The following is an 18,392-nucleotide window of genomic DNA, read 5'->3' as shown; positions in this document are numbered from 1 at the left end:
TACACCAACAAGATGGAAGAGAATACAACAAAGAGAACGGATCTTCAGGACTTCAGTGAGAAGATTACACAATTAAAGAAGGCTATCGGCAATGTGATTGTTGGGCAACAGGAGGCTGTCGACCTGCTGTTAATAGCCATCCTTGCAGACGGTCATGTACTGATAGAAGGCGTCCCCGGAGTAGCTAAAACCCTGTTAGCTCGATTAGTCTCACGCCTCATTGACGCACGTTTCAGCCGTATTCAGTTTACGCCTGACCTAATGCCTAGCGATGTGTTAGGCACAACAGTGTTTAATATGAAGACCTCCGAATTCGACTTCCATCAAGGTCCTGTGTTCGCAGAGATGGTACTTGTTGACGAGATTAACCGTGCGCCAGCTAAGACTCAGGCGGCTCTTTTTGAAGTAATGGAGGAGCGGCAGGTCACAATCGACGGCATTTCGCATCGCATGAAGGACCTTTATACAATCATAGCAACGCAGAACCCAGTGGAGCAAGAGGGAACTTACCGACTACCAGAGGCTCAGTTAGACCGCTTCCTATTCAAGATAAGCATGAGTTATCCTACTCTTGAGGAGGAGGTAAGCGTCTTGCAGCGCCATCAAGAGGATAGGCAGCTCGTGAAACTAGCCGACATACAACCCCTGCTAAGCGTTAGTGAGCTGCTAGCTATGCGTCAGAAACTGCAAGAAGTGTATGTTGAAGACAGCCTCCTACGCTATATTGCCTCCATCGTACAGCAGACACGTATGTCAAAGGTAGTCTATCTCGGAGCCAGTCCACGTGCATCTGTCGCCATCCTCAATGCCTCTAAGGGCTATGCCATGCTCTGCGGACGTGACTTTGTGACGCCGGAAGATATCAAATTCGTTACTCCTAGCATCCTTCAACACCGCCTTCTCCTTACTGCTGAGGCTGAAATGGAGGGTTACACAGCGTTGAAAGTAGCGCAGAAGTTGATAGATAAGGTGGAAGTCCCTAAGTAATTTCGGCACAGGAAAAGCCTTGTTTTATGAGTAAGGATAATGACACATACGATTCGCAGTGCTGACACATACGATTCACGACGCTGATACATACGATACACGACGCTGACACATACGTGTAAAACTGCTGACTCGTATGTGTGCGAACGCCCCGCACAAATGGTTACACAACCTCGCACCATTGGAGCGAACGTCTCGCACCCTTACACAATAACCCTCTTATAGATAGAGTAAATGTTTCTTACCAAGCGATTTTATATCATCTTTGCGTGCTTGACACTGCTTTGTGGGTTGGGATATGTCTATCCCATCCTCTTCACTGCGGCTAAGATTCTGTTGTGTCCCTTCGTTGTTATAACGCTTATAGACGCCTTTATGCTCTATTCTCGACGTGCCTTAACAGCGGAACGAAGCTGTGCAGATAGGTTTTCAAACGGCGATGAGAATGTCATAAAACTTCGTTTAGCAAGCGAATATACCTTCCCTGTATGGCTAACCATCATCGACGAGGCACCAAAGGTGTTCCAACGTAGAGACATATCATATACCACGCAACTTGCAGCAAAGGGCGAGAACGAAATCCGTTACACGCTAACTCCGGTGAAGCGTGGCGTTTATTCCTTCGGGCGGATTCGCTGTTTCGTTCGCACCCGCATAGGACTTGTGGAGCGAAGGTATAACTTGGGCAAGGAAAGAGACGTCGCCGTCTATCCATCTTATCTAATGCTGAACCGATACGAATTGCTTGCGATGAGCAATCATCTTACTGAGATGGGGATCAAGAAGCTCCGACGTGTGGGCAATAATACGGAGTTTGAACAGATAAAAGACTATGTACCGGGCGACGACTATCGTATGATGAACTGGAAAGCAAGTGCACGCACGCACCAACTCAAGGTCAATGTCTATCGTGACGAACGTTCGCAACAAATCTTTTCAGTCATTGATAAGGGGCGAGTTATGCAACAGTCGTTCCACGGAATGACCTTATTAGATTACAGCATAAACGCCGCCTTGGTGCTTTCTTACGTCGCTATGCACCGCGACGATAAGGCTGGTTTGATTACATTCACCGATAAGATGGACACATTCGTAGCTCCCTCGCGCCGCACGGGACAAATGCAACGCCTGTTGGATGCGCTTTATAGACAAGAAACTGACTTCGGGGAGACCGACTTCAGTAACCTTTGTATCAACGTGAGGGAGCAAGTTAGCAAGCGAAGTCTGTGCGTTGTCTATACCAACTTCTCGGGTATGACAGCCCTTAATCGGCAGTTGCCTTACCTGAAACTGCTAAGCCGTTGGCATCGTGTGCTCGTCGTATTCTTTGAAGATAGCGAGTTGAATGAGTACATACAATCGACTAAGCACTCCATAGAAGAGTATTATCAGCATGTCATTGCAGAGAAGTTTGTCTATGAGAAACGCCTTATCGTGTCTACACTCAGGCAGCATGGTATTTATAGCTTACTTACAACACCTGAGAATCTAAGCGTAGACATCATAAATAAGTACTTGGAGATGAAGCAAAGACAGGTTTTGACTTAATTATAGCTAACAAAATCATCATATTTTAGTATTGTGTTGTTGACAGACATTACATAACTTTGCAATGAGTTAGAATCATATATATTAATAGTGTCAATAACATGAGAATTAGAACTTTATGCAGGTCATTTGCTATCGCATTGTTGGCTATGTGGGGTGCAGTCTCTGCTTCCGCAACTGATTATGTGAAAGTAACTGACAAAGAGGGAAAGCCTACGACCTTTGCTCTCACAGACAAACCAACGGTTACCTTCACGTCAGATCATCTTGTCTTGACGGCTGGTAGCAAAACAGTGGAGTATCCATTAACGGATTTCCTTAGCTTTACTTTCACCGACCAGCCTACTGGTATCAACACTGTTGGGGCTGACCAGGCTAATGCCGTGTTCTCTTTTACCAACTTCTCAGTACGTGGAGAAGGGTTGAAAGCGGGCACTCGTGTGAGCGTCTATACCATCAATGGGCAGCTTGTTGGTAGTGCTGTTGTCAACCAGAATGGTGCTGTAGAGGTTCCTTTCGATGGTCAGAAGGGCGTGTTTATAGTAAAATCATTAACCAAGACATTTAAATTTATCAATCAATGAAGAAGTTCTTTACTTTAGTAATCGTATCACTTTTAAGTGCTATGGCAGTACAGGCACAAACCTTAAAGGTCACTAAGACTGATGGTAGTGTCGTAACTTATAATGCCAAAGACATTAGTAAGATTGAGTTCTTACCTGCGTCATCTGTATCTCAACCAAAGGTATTACATAAGTTTACAGGTTATCTAACAGTTACAAGCTCACTCTTTACTAATAAGTATTATGGCGATGCAGCAAAGATAAAAGTACTACAAGATGGGGACAAGTATATCGCCCAGTTCTCAGATGCACAATGGGGTTCTGGCTCGTTCGATATCACTTTGACAAGAGGACAAATTAGTGGCTCTGGTGAGATGACAATAGTTAATCCACGTAGTGGAGAGGCTTCCAAATATAGTGCAGAGATGTCTGGTTCGATGACAAACATCAGTATTAAGATTCCATCTCTTATGCAGGGAGTGACTATCAATTGGCATTATGGGGAAGTACCAGTAGCCTTAAAAGTTTCAGGTAACTATTCTGGTACGACTTCGTTGATGGTTGGTACCACTATGGGACCCTATAGCTCTGCTACTGTTAGTTATACGATTACAGCCAACGAAGATGGTACTATTAATGTAACAGCACCTCAGGAACACTATAAAGATATTATGATGGTGGGCAACTTGACGATTGGCTCTTATGTTGTAAAGAACCTATCTTATGATGAAAGTTCCCATAGCTTTGTTCGTAATTATGGCAAGGACGATGTCAAGGTCTACCTTAAATCAGAGGGAGGGGTAATGTCGTTGGATAAGGAATATTCTTTTGTAGATAAAAGTGAGATAACTGTTAAACTTGAAGAGAATGGTTCGTTGACTATTAAGAACGATTATAGTCTAGCTAGAATGCCGATGGGTTTATCTGCAACCTATACTGGAACGAAATCTAAGTAAGTGTACATGTTCAAATTATTTCGCCCTATATATGCCCTTGCAGGCGCCGTTATCCTTTTGATAACGACGTCTTGCAATGGGCTTTTTGATGGTATATACGATGATGCGCCAGCCTCTCCCACGATTACGGAAGGGCAGTTGTTAGTCGATGCTACGAGTTGGAAAGATTGGTGTTACGTTGACTTCGATTCGTTAGAGACCTTCATTGAGCATAAAGATACTGCTGGACTATTGAAGGCGCAGAGCCATTTAACCCGCATGACGATTCCCACAAGTCTCACAGCTAGTACCACTGATGGGCGAACAGGTAGCTATACTTATTGGTTCGATGTGTTCGGAAAGGGGATAGCCGTCAATGAGAAGCGTTCGTTCACGGCTACTGATGCACAACAAGAGCCACCTTCGTGGAGCATTGCCTTCCATCGCAACAATGTGAGAACGAATGGAGGTGCAGTGTTGGAAACTAATTATAAGTCGATGACTGAGCTTCCGAAGAGTAGCATAGACTTCCTCGGTGCAAACTTCCAAACGGATGAGTGGAGCGAAAATGAGGTCTGGACGGATCAGACGCAAATGCTTCAGAGCTTGATAGGATGCCAAGGGATAACTATTAATAAGGTGTTATCATCATGGCTTCGAGTAGACATTCCTCCAATGCCCCCAGCCTTTACTATGAAGAATAATGTGTACATTCTCCGCTTGAAGAATGGGAAATATGCAGCCTTACAGTTGGTGAATTATATGAATGCGGGAGGCACTAAATGTTGGTTGACCATCAATTATAAATACCCTTATTAGGCGTGACCTCCGTCTTACTTTGTTCCCTCGTCTAGGGAACGGAAAGGCGAATAAGGTTTTATATAGAGCTTATGAAACGAAATACCATTCTATTATCAGCTTTGCTCCTTACACTTCCTTCGGTGTCATGGGCAGATGAGTTGAATGACTCCATCTATAAGTCTTATGAGTTAGAACAGGTTGTTGTCACGGGAACGCGTACACCAAAGCTACTTGCCAACACACCTGTCTTGACGAAAATCATTACATCAGATGACATCGCAAAGAGCGATGCCACCAATCTTCGAGACCTATTGCAACAGGTGATGCCAGGCGTTGAGTTCTCCTATGCAATGAACCAGCAAGTGCACATGAACTTCTCTGGTTTTGGTGGACAAAGCGTGTTGATACTTGTTGATGGGGAACGTCTTGCTGGTGAGACGATGGATGATGTCGACTTCACAAGACTACTGATGGACAATGTAGACCACATTGAAATCGTTGGAGCAGCGTCTGCGCTCTATGGCTCGAATGCGGCTGGTGGGGTCATCAATATCATTACGAAAAAGAATATACACCCATTCTCTCTCAATCTAAATATGCGTTTGGGCAAGCATAACGAGCAACGTTACGGCTTGAATGCGCAGTTGAAACAAGGGAAATGGAGCAACCTCCTGACCATTAACAGGGGCAAGGCTGATAACTACAACGTGCAGAATGGCGACCATCCTATTACTCGTGTTGTGTCCACGATATATGGAGATGCAACTTGGAACATTAAGGAGCAACTGTCTTATACACCGAGTGATAAACTCTCATTGAGCGGTAGGGCGGGTTACTTCTATCGCCAGCTTGTACGTACAACAGAGACACCAGAACGATATAGAGACTTCACGGGCGGACTTAGGGGAGTGTGGACTCCGACCGAAGCGGATAACTTTGAGCTTACATACGCATTCGATCAATATGATAAGTCGGACTATCAACGAATCGCAAAGATCGATGTGCGCGACTATTCAAACGTGCAGAATAGCTTCCGATTACTCTATAATCACAACCTCAAAGGAGGCGATGTTCTATCTGTGGGTGCCGATTATATGCACGACTACTTATTGAATGTGAACCTTGAAGGACGCACCCGCAAGCAAGATTCCTTTGATGCTTTTACGCAATATGACTGGAACATTAACGAGCAATGGGAGGCTGTTGGTGCATTGCGTTACGACTACTTCTCGGACGGACATATCTCTCGCGTGACACCAAAGATAAGCCTTCGTTACCAGCCAATACACAATCTTAATCTCCGTCTTAGCTATGGTATGGGCTTCAGATCACCAACGTTAAAGGAGAAATACTATAACTTTGACATGGCAGGAATATGGATTGTGGAAGGGAATCCAGCCTTGAAACCAGAGGTAAGTCATAACTTCTCCCTGTCTACTGACTATACACACGGGCATTACAACTACACTCTTACGGCTTACTACAATAGGATTAAGGATAAACTCGCTACTGGTGCTCCTTATTACAAGCGTGCTTCTGACCTTATTCCTCATCTACCCTATCTTAACTTAGGAGGCTATTCTGTCTGTGGAGGAGAGGCTTCGGCACAAGCGAGATGGTCGAATGGTATCACCGCACGTCTGTCTTATGCTTATACCGATGAGCGCCTACCAAAGGATAAGAACAATAACTCGGTGAATAACCAATACATCCCTGCTCGCAAGCACGCAATGACTGGGCATATTGATTGGGACCATCAGTTTGTGAAGAACTATGGGCTGAATATAGGACTCGATGGTCGCTTCTTATCATCAGTAGACAACCAAGAGTTCGTCGATTATTACGACATCTCGAAGGGAATCCGCACCATTCATTACCCTGCATACGCGCTCTTTAAGCTCGCTGTTGTACAACGATTCAGCAAGAGTGTGAAGTTGAGTGTTGCCTTGGATAACCTCTTCAATTATAAACCAGAGTATTACTATTTGAATTGCCCATTGACAGATGGCATGAACCTGCAGGTTGGCTTGTCTGTTGATGTGGATAAACTATTTAAGTTCTAATATATAATAATGGAGAAAAAGAAAACTTATTGGTGGCGCACGATAGCCTCCTTTGTCCTCGTACTATTCACTATGCCGTTAGGTCATGCACTAATGATACTGATGGAGAAGTTTATGGATCCCGTGGCAGTACATTATGCTGGTTTCACCATGGGGTTCGTTGGCTTGATTATGGTTATCGTCGGTGTCTTTGTCAAAGGAGATACTCGTCAAACCTTATGGGGGCTTATTGGCGGTTTATTGTTTTGGACGGGATGGGTCGAGTTCCTATTCCTCTATTATGCACGCCGTTATGGAGTTCCACCCGAGATAGAGCATGGTGTGGTCGTTACCAAGCCTGAATATCTTATTATGCCAGCCTCCTTTGGATTGTGGATGATGGTCATGACGATGTATATCTTTAGTACCCGTAATGGTTGCGACTTCATCACATGGATACAAGAGAAGCTCTTCGGAAAGCATAAGAATAAGATAGTTGTGCAGCCAATGACCCACCACACGTCTATAATCACGTTCATGGAACTGAACATGATACTATGGGCTTTCTATCTGTTGTTGATGTTCTGTTATGATAAAAACTTCCTTGGCGACCACCATCCAGTAACTTATCTCATCGGAATAGGCTGTTTCATCGGTTCACTCTTTATGTTCCGTCGACAGCTCCATATCGCCGCTTGGGGTGCAAACATTCGAATGGCTGTGGCGACAGTAATCGTCTTTTGGACGCCAGTAGAGATACTCGGACGCATCAACTTCTTCAAAGAGTTCTGGGTTCACCCACAAGAGTATGGGTTCTTGTTGTTGTGTATCTTGGGTGCATTCATCCTTTTGTTGGTGTATATGTGGCTGAAGGGTGCTAAGAAAAAACGCATTGCAAAGCAATAAAACTCCTATCAATAGCATCCTTTTCTCTTAATGAATACGAAGGGAGCTGAGCGCATTTATATCATTTCGATGTGCACAGTCTTCTATCGACTGGATGGAAAGTAAGATCAGTAAGGAGGGTACGCTCAAAGTGGCGCATCCTCCTTTTTGAGTGGTCGGAAGTGGTGAGGACTGATATAGAAAGTACTTTACAATTTGTTTTCTCATTCTAGCTTTCATTCAAAGCCATACTTATTAGAAAACGAACCAATATGTGGCTTTTTATGAAAACGTACCTCCGTTTTTGTGAAAAGATACCTCCGTTTTGGGTAAGAAGTACCTTCGTTTTATGCAAAAGATACCTCCGTTTCGGGTAGAAAGCACCTCCGTTTTGAGTAAAAAGTACTATCGTTTTAGCTAAAAATAGCCTATTTTTTGTACTTAGGATTACTTCCTCCTACCCAAAATGAGGCTTACTCTTATGCAAATAGCTATTAGTCAGTAAGTTATATGCACCTTGTAAAATCGCTCTCTAATTCCCGTATTTGTGGACAAAGTCCTTTGTTCTTCTGAAAAACGCAAATAGAAGCCCTGAAATTAGCAGTATTTTATTACATTATTCAAAGTAGTTTGCAACGCAACAAAGGGGTAAGAAGGAGCAAAAAAGATAGGTTTCTTACAGGAGTTAGCGAATACAAGCCTTTGTCATATCGCTTTTTTTTCGTATATTTGCAACCTAATTATAACTAAAAACGATGAATAAATTATTTCTATCCCTTTGTCTTTTAGGGGCGAGTGTGGCTGTTGGTGCACAAGAGCGACTGCCCAAAGTGACCCTTAAAGATCTAGAAGGAAGGACCGTACAAACCGACACTATCTCTAATAATGGCAATCCTCTTGTTGTTACCTTCTTTGCTACTTGGTGCAAGCCATGCGACCGTGAGTTGAAAAGCATTGATGAGCTTTATGACGATTGGCGCCTAGAAACAGGTGTGCGAATCGTTGCTGTATCCATTGATCAGGCTCAAAACGTCAATAAAGTGAAGCCTTTGGTCGACCAGAATGGCTGGCGTTATGATGTATTACTCGATCCTAATGGTGAGTTCCGACGCTCGTTAGGTATTCAGTCAGTGCCTTATACGGTCTTACTCGATGGTCAGGGCAGGATTGTTTATAAGCATAATGGCTACACAGAGGGCGCTGAGATGGAGCTATATAAGAAGGTGAAAGAGGTTTCGAGAAGGTGATTTTATGAAAAGATGGATGATGATAGGACTGCTCATGAGCCTGAGTAGTGCATCAGTTTATGCACAAGAGTCCGACAAATTACACCTTTCTGGAAGTCTTCAGAGTGATATGCTGTTGGCACAAAAGGACAGTGCGACAGGCGCAGAGGCTACAGGCAGTCGTTTCCGAACGAATACTTATCTCGACTTGAGGCTTTCAAACAGTTACTTTGAGGCTGGTGCAAGGTTGGAATATATGCCCCATCCACTCCCAGGATACGAGCATGACTTTAAGGGTTGGGGCGTTCCTTACGCCTACTTGAAGGGTCGTTATAAGAATGCGGAGCTTACTTTGGGTAGCTTCTATGAGCAGTTTGGCTCTGGTTTCATCCTTCGTTCGTATGAAGAACGCAGTCTTGGAATTGACAATTCATTGCAAGGTGCACGCTTGAACTATCTCCCTTGTGCTGGAGTTGCGGTCAAGTTGCTCACCGGTAGACAGCGTCGTTACTGGCACCACAATAAGAGTTGGATGACAGGAGCGGATGTGGAATGGAACATGGAGGAGTCGTTTAAGTCGCTTCAACAGCATAATACCTATATAATGTTGGGTGCTTCCTACCTTAATAAATACGAGAGAGACGAGGTGGTGATGGTCGATCCGACCCATCGGTTGCGCCTTCCTCGTTATGTCAATGCGTTCGATTTACGTTTACGAGTGCAACATCACGGCTTCAATGTATTGGCAGAAATGGCGATGAAGACGCAGGATCCTTCGCATGATAATGGTTACATCTATCGTAATGGCTATGTGGCAATGCTGTCAGGGTCCTATTCTAAGCGTGGAATGAGCCTATTGCTGCAAGCAAAACGCAGTACGAATATGGGCTTCCGAAGCCGTAGAGGGATGGAAGGAATCTCCTCTTTCATCAATCATCTACCGCCTTTCACGGTGGAGCATACCTATACCTTGGCTGCACTCTACCCTTACGCCACACGCCCTGAGGGTGAGTGGGCTTATCAAGCCACGGCAGCTTATACCTTTCCAAAGGGCTCTTGGATGGGAGGAAAGTATGGAATAACAACGAAAGTGAACTTCTCTCATGTCCATTCAGTGCGTAAGAAGGGTGCAGGAGAGATGGGAACAGAGGGTTATGGTAGCCCGTTTTGGGCATGGGGTGACGCTACTTATTATCAAGATATTGATGTACAGTTGGAGAAGCGACTCTCAAAAGAAACGAAGTTAAACCTGATGTATATGTATCAACGATACAATCAGACCTTGTTGGAAGGGCATGGAGGAATGCTAAACACGCATATCTTCGTCGCAGATGTCAAACAGAAACTCGCAACGAACGCCATCTTGCGTGTCGAAGGGCAGTATCTTGCATCAAAAGAGGGCGATAAAGACTGGCTATTTGGGCTGGGAGAGCTATCGTTCGCACCGCATTGGATGGTCACCGTGAGCGACCTCTACAATGCAGGCAACACCCATGTGCATTACTACCAAGGCTATGTAACCTATAGCGGTGGGGCACATCGACTGCAATTAGGCTATGGTCGAACACGTGCGGGCTTTAATTGTTCGGGTGGAGTATGCCGTTATATCCCTGCAACAAAGGGCTTGACACTCTCTTATAATTATAACTTTTGATGGAAATGAGACGTTTTTATATACTTATCTTGGCTGCTGTTGTACTCTTGGCAGGCTGTGATTCAGTTGGTTCTGACGAACGATTGATAGAGATTCCACCTGCAACTGTTCAGCGAAATGTACTTATAGAGGATTTTACAGGGCAACGTTGCATATTCTGTCCGGCGGCTTCTCAGACGATAGAAGAGCTGCAAAAGCTGTATGGAGCAGACAGATTGATAGCCGTGGGCATACATGCTGGACCGCTCGCAATAAAGAGTATGGGTGGAGTTAAGGGCTTGCGCACTGATGCAGGGGATGTTTATTACAAGTATTGGGCGGTTCCTAATGTGCCGAAAGCCATTATCAATCGTCGTGGAGGCGTCCTACAAAAAGATACTTGGGCTGGGCGTATCTACGAAGAGTTCGCTCAAACGACGACAATCAATATAGCCCTTCAATGTCACTATGACGCTGCTACACGTCAAGTGAAGATTGAAACCAACTTAAAAACATTGTCCGATGATGTGAAGGGAAGACTTCAGCTTTGGTTAGTAGAGGATAGTGTCGTGGCTCCACAACTCTTTCCAAACAATAAGATGGATAAGGAGTATGTGCATAACCACGTGTTCCGTGCTGCTATCAATGGGGAGTGGGGAACGGAGTTAATGCTCTCTTCAATGCGAACGCACGTGGAGCAAACATCGTACACACTCCCAGAAGATGTCGTACCAGGCAATGCGTGGGTTGTAGGATTCGTCTATAACGATAGCGGAGTACTGCAGGCTGTGCGCCAAAAGGTTTCTATTTCGTAAATAAGTCATCATCAATTAAGTAGATAAATATAAATTGAACAATATGAAATTACGCTTACTCGTATTAATCGGACTGCTGACCAGTCTTTTAGTTAGTGCTCAAGCACAGACAAGTAACAATGATGTTGCCTTCGTGGATGCGCAAGGTAAGGTTATTCCCAACGGCACAACGGTGGTATTAAACGCTGTGAAAGAAGCCATGTTCCCACCTGGATGGAAGGAAATAGCAGGTGAGGTATATATTAAGAATACGTCGGATAAGAACCTGACAGTGACCCTTTACAGTAGAATTAACAGCCTTGATGAGGGCAATGTGACGGTTTGTGCACTCGGCGGATGTACTCCTTTGGAAGAAGATAACAGTACTGAGATAGGAAGTCAGATGTTACTTGCAGGCTCGGAGAAGGAGTCTATTGCGATAGAACACACTTACGAGCATAGCGAGAAGGGCTCAATTACACTGAAGCTGACTACCAAAGAACTTGGTTCTGAGCAAGAGATTGAAGGTCCAACTATTATTGTTAAGTTCGATACTAACCCAACAGGAATAGTTGAGGTAGCGTCACAGAAGGGTCTTACTTACGATGTTTTCAATACGCAAGGTACCTTATTATATAGGCAGCTTACGTCCTTGTCTGGTCTTCCTAAGGGCATTTACATCTTGAAACAGACGGGCTCAAAGAAGGCAATAAAGAAGTTTGTTGTACGCTAAGTATTCATCTTTAATTATTCACAACCTAATATGTTACGCAGAATTTACATACAAATTATTACCCTGCTTGCCATTCTCTCTTATGCAGGAAACGCTCATGCACAAGAGCATATACTTATCCCTGTTGCTGGACAAAAGGTGTATGTGCCACTTACGGGATCGAGTGTAAAAGGAAAGATTGTGGTTTCCAATATTGGTAGAACTCGCATTCAAGACATTGACTATACGCTTTCTTTCAATGGAAAAGAGCTAGAGTCAAAGCATTACACATTACCCCAAACATTGGGACATAATGATGATGCTGTGATTGAAGTAGCTGTTCCGCCATACACAGAATTGGGTGAAGATGAACTGATCTTCACGATTACGAAGGTGAATGGAGGGCGCAATGGAGCTACTATCAGTGAGGCTCGAATACCGCGAGTAACGGTTACTAAGGTGGCAAAGAGGAAAGTTGTTGTAGAGGAATACACGGCAATGTGGTGCCGATATTGTCCATCTGGTATTGCCCTTATGGAGAACTTGTCGCATACTTTTGGCGATGACTTCGTAGGTATAGCGGTGCATGCTGATGATCCATTGACCTGTTGGGACTATTATGCAAAAGCCAGGGAAGACTCTCGCCGTCCCTCTCTTTATATGAATAGAAGCCGTAAGTTAGGGTTTGTCAAGGCTGTTGATGAGTTCAAAGCAGAGCAAGATGCAGGTGCAGATATGGATATTGAAGTATCTGCCGAATGGGATAAAGAGAAGAACAACATCACTGTTACGCCTGCAGTAACGTTCCGTTTGAATCGTGAAAAAGCCCCTTATGGCTTTGCCTATGTGCTGACAGAGGATGGAATGTCACGTCCCCAATGGGTTCAAAACAATGCTTATGCGGGTAGCGAGAGCGACCGTGGAGTTACAAAAGAGTTCGATGTGTTCATCGATTCACCAAGTGAAATCCGTAATCTAAAGAACAACTTTGTTGCCATTGCGGCTGCTGGTGTGAAAGAGCCAGTGGCTAATCTCATCAAAGCTCCTATCAAAGCCGACCAAACGCAGAGTCATTCTTACATCTTCAAGGATGTCTCGAAGATAAAAGCTCTACAAGATAAAGCAAGGTTGAAGGTATGTGTCTTGCTGATAAACACTCAAACAAAAAAAATAGAAAATGCGGCTAAATGCAGTATTGCTGACGCTCAAACAACTTCTATCTCATCTGTTTCTGATAGAAAGGAAACCGCTGTTGAGACCGCACGTTATACATTGGATGGTCGGCAAATTACGGCTCCACAGAAGGGAATCAACATCGTGAAGTACAGCGATGGACGTGTTCGTAAAGAGGTTATAACGCAATAAACGCTTTCAATATAGTATATTTCTCAACATGAATAAGGATCTAACAGCTCATTATCAACGGAAAGTTGAAGAAGAGAATAGCCTTCTCTCAAGGCTTCGCAACCGTAGTCGAGCCTTCATACTGGCTGAAGTAAGCTCTTTCTTACTTGCTATTGGCTTCGTAGTAGTCTATACTTTGCTTGCTAATGCAGCCTGGACACTAGCTTGTGGGCTGTTAGCTCTCTTCTTATATGTATACATTCGCAAGCTAGATGTGCGTAATGACCGCCGTATAAAGGTGGGAGAAGCAATGGTGATGACCTATGAGAATGAGATAAACTACCATCATGGCGACTTCAGTAAGCTCAATGCTGGCACGCAATATGTCAATCCGCAGCATCCATACACATACGATTTAGATGTGTTCGGAGCTGGTTCTCTGTTCCAACGTATCAACCGCACCATCTCAACAGGGGGCAGTGACCAGTTGGCAGAATGCCTTTCAAAGGAGTGGGGAGGTATAGACCAGAGAGAACAAGTGGGTCAAATCCATCAGAGAATGGCATCTATTCAAGAGTTAGGACAGGCAGAGTCGTTTCTAACTCGGTTCAAGTCGTTTGGTGTAAAAGGGCAGATTCAAACGAAGGATGTGCTGATTGCACTGACAGATGTGCATCAGAAGCAGCTACCCAAATACTTCTCTCATCCTCTTTTCCGCCTTTTCTGTTCTGCAAACTTGCTGGGTTTCTATGCCAGTATCGTACTATCATTCATGGACGTCGTGCCCTCCTTGTTGCCAATATGGTGGGGAATCTTCAACTTCCTGTTAGCTTTCTTGTGTTCGCATAAGCACATCCGTGTTATATCCGAACTGATAGCAAAGGTGCAAACAGCGGTTGACGGCTATTTACAAGTGCTGAGGCTCATCAATCAGACCGACTTTCAAGCATCAGAATTGCAGGCATTGAAAGGGCGATTAGCAGGTGCGGAAGAGTCATTAGAGCGGTTAGCACTCATCTTACAGAAGATAGATAACCGCAGTAATGAGATTGGTATATTCATCTTTAATTGCTTTGCTTTGATTGATATAACCATTGTTCGACTCTTTCAGCAGTGGCAACGAGCGTATGAAGAGCGCACAAGTGAATGGATAGAAACGCTGAATCTCTTTGACACACTGGTATCTATGGGCAATTACAAACTCAATGAGAACAAGGCGGTGCAGGCTGAGGTTGTGGCAGAGAATCAGGTTGTCTTTAATGCAAAAGCACTCTATCATCCTTTCTTAGGAGAGCATGCTGTGGCAAACGACTTCGACATTCAGGATCGTGAATATTATATAGTAACAGGTGCAAACATGGCAGGTAAGAGTACGTTCCTGCGTTCGTTGGGTGTGAATTATCTGTTGGCAATGAACGGATTACCCGTGTTTGCCAAGCAACTAAAGGTCTCCGTCTTCCACTTATTCACGAGTATGCGCACCACAGATGACCTCACTCATGGTATTTCCTACTTCAATGCTGAGCTCTTACGACTCGATCAGCTGTTAGGCTCTCTACGTGAGTCTACACCGAACCTCATCATACTTGACGAGATACTAAAGGGCACTAACTCCTTGGATAAGCTAAATGGTTCACGTCTATTCCTACAACACATCGCCTCACGAAACGTCACGGGCGTGATTGCCACACATGACTTAGAGTTGTCAAAGATGGAAGATGAGGAGCCAAAACGCTTCCATAACTATTGCTTCGAGATTGAGTTAGGGGAGCAAATCACCTATTCTTATAAGATAAGTAAGGGTGTGGCACGCAATCAGAACGCAACGTTTCTGTTGCAGGGAATACTGAATAAAGAAGGAGCGAATAGGTCATAAAGGCAAGAGAGCATGGCATTGTTTTGGCTAAATAACTATTACGATACATGCTATTCCTATCTTACTCCGTCTTTTAAAACCTGTTCCTTTGTCAGAACTGACGATGATATAATAAAGAAGGTGAAGTTCTTACAACTTCACCTTCTTCTTTTTTCCAGTGCTCTCATTGCTCATTCTGTCTAGAGCAGTGACCACATAGACATATTTCTGATTGCCATCTTTATAATTCAAACGCACCTTGTTCTCATAAGGCATGGCTATAATCTTCGATGGGTCATTGGTGTTTATAGGCTCATCAGGCGTGAACTGGTAAACAACATATTGATGTGCTTCATCCTTCCAGCCCTTTCCCTTCGGTGCTTTCCACGTGAGATAATAGCCATCGCGTTCCCATTGTGCCTTCAACCGCTTGGGATGTTTCGGTGCATCAGAGTCTATGAAAGGCATTAAGGGTTGCAAGGCTGGATAGCGCCAGTAGTCTGTTCGCAAGAGAGTTCCATAGTTCCCAGGGTTGTCAACAGCTGCCTTTGCATACCAGAGCACTGTTCCGTTGACATTTGTCGACTGCTGATGTAAGCGACGTTTAGCTGCTAACTGATGGATAGAAGGGTTCTGTGGATCTGCGAATTTGACGGTTCGCAGCACATCTTCACCTATGTATAATGGGCGTTTCCCAGCGTTGCGATTCCACCAACCAATCAATTCCTTGTAGTCAGCAGCACGATTGCCAATCTCCCAATAGAGCTGTGGTACACAATAATCAACCCATCCGTTGTTCACCCACTTTAGTACATCGGCATAGAGATCATCGTAGTTTTGAAGTCCATTTGTCCTACTTCCGTTACGAGGGTCAGCCTTTTGATTGCGGTAAATACCAAAGGGTGACACGCCAAACTTCACCCATGGCTTAACAGCATGTATCCTTTCGCCTAGTTCCTTGATGAAGACATCAACATTATCACGCCTCCAGTCGTTGATATTTGAGAATCCTCTCGAATCCTGTTGGAAGTTTCTTTGGTCAGGAATAGGCTGTCCTGCAACAGGATAAGGATAGAAGTAATCATCGATATGTAGCCCGTCTACATCGTAACGAGACACGATGTCGTCGACAACCTGGCATATATACTCACGGTTCTCACGCAAGGCTGGGTTCAAGATGTACAACCCATCGTATGAAAAAACACGTTCGGGATGTTGCACAGCGATATGACTATTAGCCAACTGGTTGGTGTTCTTTGTCTTAGCACGATAGGGATTGATCCATGCGTGCAGCTCCATTCCTCGCTTATGGCACTCATCTATCATCCATTGCAAGGGATCCCAATAAGGCGAAGGAGCCTGTCCTTGCCGCCCAGAGAGGAACTTGCTCCATGGTTCTAACTTACTTGGATAGAGGGCGTCACACTCTGCTCGCACCTGAAAGATGATGGCGTTGACCCCATCCTTTTGTAGTTCGTCCAACTGATAGCGCAGGGTTTGCTGCATCTGTTGCGTTCCGATACCCTGAAACTGCCCATTGACACACTGGATCCAAGCCCCACGAAACTCGCGCTTTGCTGGTTGACTCTTAGCAAAACTGGTTATAGTAATGGTCAAGAATAGCACTATCAATGACAGAATCTTCATGCCTTCACGAATTTGTCTCATGTGTTTATCTTTCTCTTTGTTATGCTTTTTTATTTGTTTTGATTGGTCTTTTCTTTTATAATGAATCTATCATGCGTATCACAGCTGAGCCTTTTCTACCGTCGTTCTGTAATACTCGTCCCAGCTAACTACAGCCTCCTCCGCTAACAGCCTATCCACTAGTCGATGTGGAAAAGAGGAGAAATAATTGTTGGGAACACGGAAGGGACGTGCCTTTCCATTGCTTGAATTGATATGAATTTCTTGTTCCATAGAGAGTTATTGTTACTACTCTCTTAGACTTCAAATAGGTAGATTGGTTTAAACATAAGGCTCTCCTTTTTTGTTCAGAAGACTTTGCAACATTATTCGTGTTGCTTCATATAGGTCGTAACCTTCTCTACTGCAATGTGATAAGAGGCTTTCAATGCTCCGACACTCGTACCAAGTAGTTCGCTCATATCGCTATATTTCATCTCATCAAAGTAGCGTAAGGTGAACACCAAGCGCTGTACATCGGGCAAGGTGGCAATGGCTTCTTGCAAAAGGGCTTGCCCTCTGTCACCATCGAAATACTCATCTGCCTGCAAGCTGTCGGCTAGGTTTAGGGTGTCTTCGCCTCCCGTGACAACTGTCGAGCGTTTCCGACGTAGGCACTCAAGAGCTTCATTGATGGCAATACGATATAGCCATGTAGACAACTGGGACTTGCCTTGAAAATTGTCAAGTCCTTTCCATGCCTTTAGAAACGTGTTTTGTAGCACGTCATCGGCATCATCATGCGTGATAACAATACTTCGAATTTTCCAATATAGCGGTTCACTATATCGGTTTACAATATCTAGGAATGCTTTCTGTTGCTCTTCCGAGCTCGCTAACTGGCGAACTTCTTCCGAATTATCAAGGGGAGACACGTTACTCAAAAAGCTGTTGCTGTACCAGAATTGGGGGATGTCTAGCCCTTAACGGATAGATATTTTCCGGACAACTTTACCCACTTTCACAATGTAACAACCCCTTGGGAAGCTCAAAGTATAGTGCTTGTCACTACCGTCAACACGCACATTCATCACCTTTACCCCTGTAACGTTATAAATCGAGAGTACCTCATCTTCGGCACCAACAACACGTAAGACATTATTTGTAACGGTGATGGTAATGGATGGAAGTTCCTGTTCGATTAACTCCACTGGAGCCTCGGCACGTGCCGAAGTAACAGCACCCATGAGGAGTATTAAGGTGAGAATAAAAGGAGTAAATATCTTTTTTACCATAGACGATTGCTTTTGTTATTAGCTACAAAGATAGTAATTTTCAGCTTACATTGGCTTGGATTATTGCCTTTGTGATGGTATCTTTAATGATTATTAACGTGTTGGAAAGACCGAGGAACATAGTTTTTTAGACAAAATGACACAAG

General features: G+C 44.2%; 17 protein-coding genes. 13 read left to right on the top strand and 4 right to left on the bottom strand.

All coding sequences use genetic code 11. From position 1 onward, the window contains the following. Window positions 1-12 precede the first annotated feature (12 nt). The 13 genes from O3603_RS07430 to O3603_RS07370 all read left to right on the top strand — a co-directional run bounded on the left by O3603_RS07430 (window position 13) and on the right by O3603_RS07370 (window position 15,346). Complete coding sequence (locus tag O3603_RS07430; RefSeq protein ID WP_036895629.1) at window positions 13-987, top strand: MoxR family ATPase; 975 nt, start codon at window positions 13-15, stop codon at window positions 985-987. 234 nt (window positions 988-1,221) lie between these two features. Beyond that, complete coding sequence (locus tag O3603_RS07425) at window positions 1,222-2,535, top strand: DUF58 domain-containing protein (protein ID WP_371521901.1); 1,314 nt, start codon at window positions 1,222-1,224, stop codon at window positions 2,533-2,535. Window positions 2,536-2,636: 101 nt separating this feature from the next. Further along, window positions 2,637-3,119: a T9SS C-terminal target domain-containing protein gene (locus tag O3603_RS07420; RefSeq protein WP_371521899.1), complete on the top strand. Its 483-nt coding sequence runs from the start codon at window positions 2,637-2,639 to the stop codon at window positions 3,117-3,119. Continuing rightward, on the top strand, window positions 3,116-4,054 hold the full coding sequence (locus O3603_RS07415) for a calycin-like domain-containing protein (RefSeq protein WP_371521897.1): 939 nt from the start codon (window positions 3,116-3,118) through the stop codon (window positions 4,052-4,054). The genes O3603_RS07420 and O3603_RS07415 overlap by 4 nt, the downstream gene beginning before the upstream one ends. A gap of 6 nt (window positions 4,055-4,060) precedes the next feature. Next, window positions 4,061-4,852, top strand: coding sequence for an HmuY family protein (locus O3603_RS07410; protein ID WP_371521895.1), 792 nt, complete (start codon window positions 4,061-4,063; stop codon window positions 4,850-4,852). Window positions 4,853-4,923: 71 nt separating this feature from the next. Beyond that, complete coding sequence (locus tag O3603_RS07405; RefSeq protein WP_371521893.1) at window positions 4,924-6,897, top strand: TonB-dependent receptor plug domain-containing protein; 1,974 nt, start codon at window positions 4,924-4,926, stop codon at window positions 6,895-6,897. A 9-nt stretch (window positions 6,898-6,906) separates the two neighbouring features. Next, a complete protein-coding gene (locus tag O3603_RS07400; protein ID WP_371521891.1) occupies window positions 6,907-7,782 on the top strand; it encodes a hypothetical protein in 876 nt (291 codons plus the stop codon). Window positions 7,783-8,516: 734 nt separating this feature from the next. Then, complete coding sequence (locus O3603_RS07395) at window positions 8,517-9,008, top strand: TlpA family protein disulfide reductase (protein WP_371521889.1); 492 nt, start codon at window positions 8,517-8,519, stop codon at window positions 9,006-9,008. Between the two features lie 4 nt (window positions 9,009-9,012). Continuing rightward, entirely contained in the window at window positions 9,013-10,641 is a 1,629-nt protein-coding gene (locus tag O3603_RS07390) for a DUF6029 family protein (protein WP_371521887.1), read from the top strand. Between the two features lie 5 nt (window positions 10,642-10,646). Then, on the top strand, window positions 10,647-11,435 hold the full coding sequence (locus tag O3603_RS07385; RefSeq protein WP_371521885.1) for an Omp28 family outer membrane lipoprotein: 789 nt from the start codon (window positions 10,647-10,649) through the stop codon (window positions 11,433-11,435). A 43-nt stretch (window positions 11,436-11,478) separates the two neighbouring features. After that, window positions 11,479-12,147 carry a T9SS type A sorting domain-containing protein gene (locus O3603_RS07380; RefSeq protein ID WP_371521883.1) on the top strand — a complete coding sequence of 223 codons (669 nt, stop codon included), beginning with the start codon at window positions 11,479-11,481 and terminating at the stop codon, window positions 12,145-12,147. A 30-nt stretch (window positions 12,148-12,177) separates the two neighbouring features. Further along, window positions 12,178-13,491, top strand: coding sequence for a thioredoxin family protein (locus O3603_RS07375; protein WP_371521881.1), 1,314 nt, complete (start codon window positions 12,178-12,180; stop codon window positions 13,489-13,491). A gap of 28 nt (window positions 13,492-13,519) precedes the next feature. Next, window positions 13,520-15,346 carry a DNA mismatch repair protein MutS gene (locus O3603_RS07370; protein WP_371521879.1) on the top strand — a complete coding sequence of 609 codons (1,827 nt, stop codon included), beginning with the start codon at window positions 13,520-13,522 and terminating at the stop codon, window positions 15,344-15,346. A gap of 129 nt (window positions 15,347-15,475) precedes the next feature. On the opposite strand, the gene O3603_RS07365 is transcribed toward O3603_RS07370, so the two are convergent. The 4 genes from O3603_RS07365 to O3603_RS07350 all read right to left on the bottom strand — a co-directional run bounded on the left by O3603_RS07365 (window position 15,476) and on the right by O3603_RS07350 (window position 18,246). Next, window positions 15,476-16,993, bottom strand: a complete 1,518-nt coding sequence (locus tag O3603_RS07365) for a glycoside hydrolase family 10 protein (protein ID WP_371521877.1) — start codon at window positions 16,991-16,993, stop codon at window positions 15,476-15,478. 78 nt (window positions 16,994-17,071) lie between these two features. Then, window positions 17,072-17,245: a hypothetical protein gene (locus O3603_RS07360; RefSeq protein ID WP_314868164.1), complete on the bottom strand. Its 174-nt coding sequence runs from the start codon at window positions 17,243-17,245 to the stop codon at window positions 17,072-17,074. A 92-nt stretch (window positions 17,246-17,337) separates the two neighbouring features. Continuing rightward, window positions 17,338-17,886: an RNA polymerase sigma factor gene (locus O3603_RS07355; RefSeq protein WP_371521949.1), complete on the bottom strand. Its 549-nt coding sequence runs from the start codon at window positions 17,884-17,886 to the stop codon at window positions 17,338-17,340. Between the two features lie 48 nt (window positions 17,887-17,934). Continuing rightward, window positions 17,935-18,246: a T9SS type A sorting domain-containing protein gene (locus O3603_RS07350; RefSeq protein WP_009435572.1), complete on the bottom strand. Its 312-nt coding sequence runs from the start codon at window positions 18,244-18,246 to the stop codon at window positions 17,935-17,937. Window positions 18,247-18,392 lie beyond the last annotated feature (146 nt).

It is taken from the genome of Prevotella sp. 20925_1_30 (assembly GCF_041433025.1).
Lineage (GTDB): Bacteria > Bacteroidota > Bacteroidia > Bacteroidales > Bacteroidaceae > Prevotella > Prevotella vespertina.
Note: the sequence above shows the minus strand (reverse complement) of the source record. Positions and strands in the feature narration are given on the sequence as shown.

Coding starts and splice junctions, on each gene's coding strand:
- O3603_RS07430 (WP_036895629.1), top strand. CDS start 13: ATGGAAGAGAATACAACAAAGAGAACGGATCTTCAGGACTTCAGTGAG.
- O3603_RS07425 (WP_371521901.1), top strand. CDS start 1,222: ATGTTTCTTACCAAGCGATTTTATATCATCTTTGCGTGCTTGACACTG.
- O3603_RS07370 (WP_371521879.1), top strand. CDS start 13,520: ATGAATAAGGATCTAACAGCTCATTATCAACGGAAAGTTGAAGAAGAG.
- O3603_RS07400 (WP_371521891.1), top strand. CDS start 6,907: ATGGAGAAAAAGAAAACTTATTGGTGGCGCACGATAGCCTCCTTTGTC.
- O3603_RS07415 (WP_371521897.1), top strand. CDS start 3,116: ATGAAGAAGTTCTTTACTTTAGTAATCGTATCACTTTTAAGTGCTATG.
- O3603_RS07380 (WP_371521883.1), top strand. CDS start 11,479: ATGAAATTACGCTTACTCGTATTAATCGGACTGCTGACCAGTCTTTTA.
- O3603_RS07420 (WP_371521899.1), top strand. CDS start 2,637: ATGAGAATTAGAACTTTATGCAGGTCATTTGCTATCGCATTGTTGGCT.
- O3603_RS07395 (WP_371521889.1), top strand. CDS start 8,517: ATGAATAAATTATTTCTATCCCTTTGTCTTTTAGGGGCGAGTGTGGCT.
- O3603_RS07410 (WP_371521895.1), top strand. CDS start 4,061: ATGTTCAAATTATTTCGCCCTATATATGCCCTTGCAGGCGCCGTTATC.
- O3603_RS07375 (WP_371521881.1), top strand. CDS start 12,178: ATGTTACGCAGAATTTACATACAAATTATTACCCTGCTTGCCATTCTC.
- O3603_RS07390 (WP_371521887.1), top strand. CDS start 9,013: ATGAAAAGATGGATGATGATAGGACTGCTCATGAGCCTGAGTAGTGCA.
- O3603_RS07365 (WP_371521877.1), bottom strand. CDS start 16,993: ATGAGACAAATTCGTGAAGGCATGAAGATTCTGTCATTGATAGTGCTA.
- O3603_RS07350 (WP_009435572.1), bottom strand. CDS start 18,246: ATGGTAAAAAAGATATTTACTCCTTTTATTCTCACCTTAATACTCCTC.
- O3603_RS07405 (WP_371521893.1), top strand. CDS start 4,924: ATGAAACGAAATACCATTCTATTATCAGCTTTGCTCCTTACACTTCCT.
- O3603_RS07360 (WP_314868164.1), bottom strand. CDS start 17,245: ATGGAACAAGAAATTCATATCAATTCAAGCAATGGAAAGGCACGTCCC.
- O3603_RS07385 (WP_371521885.1), top strand. CDS start 10,647: ATGAGACGTTTTTATATACTTATCTTGGCTGCTGTTGTACTCTTGGCA.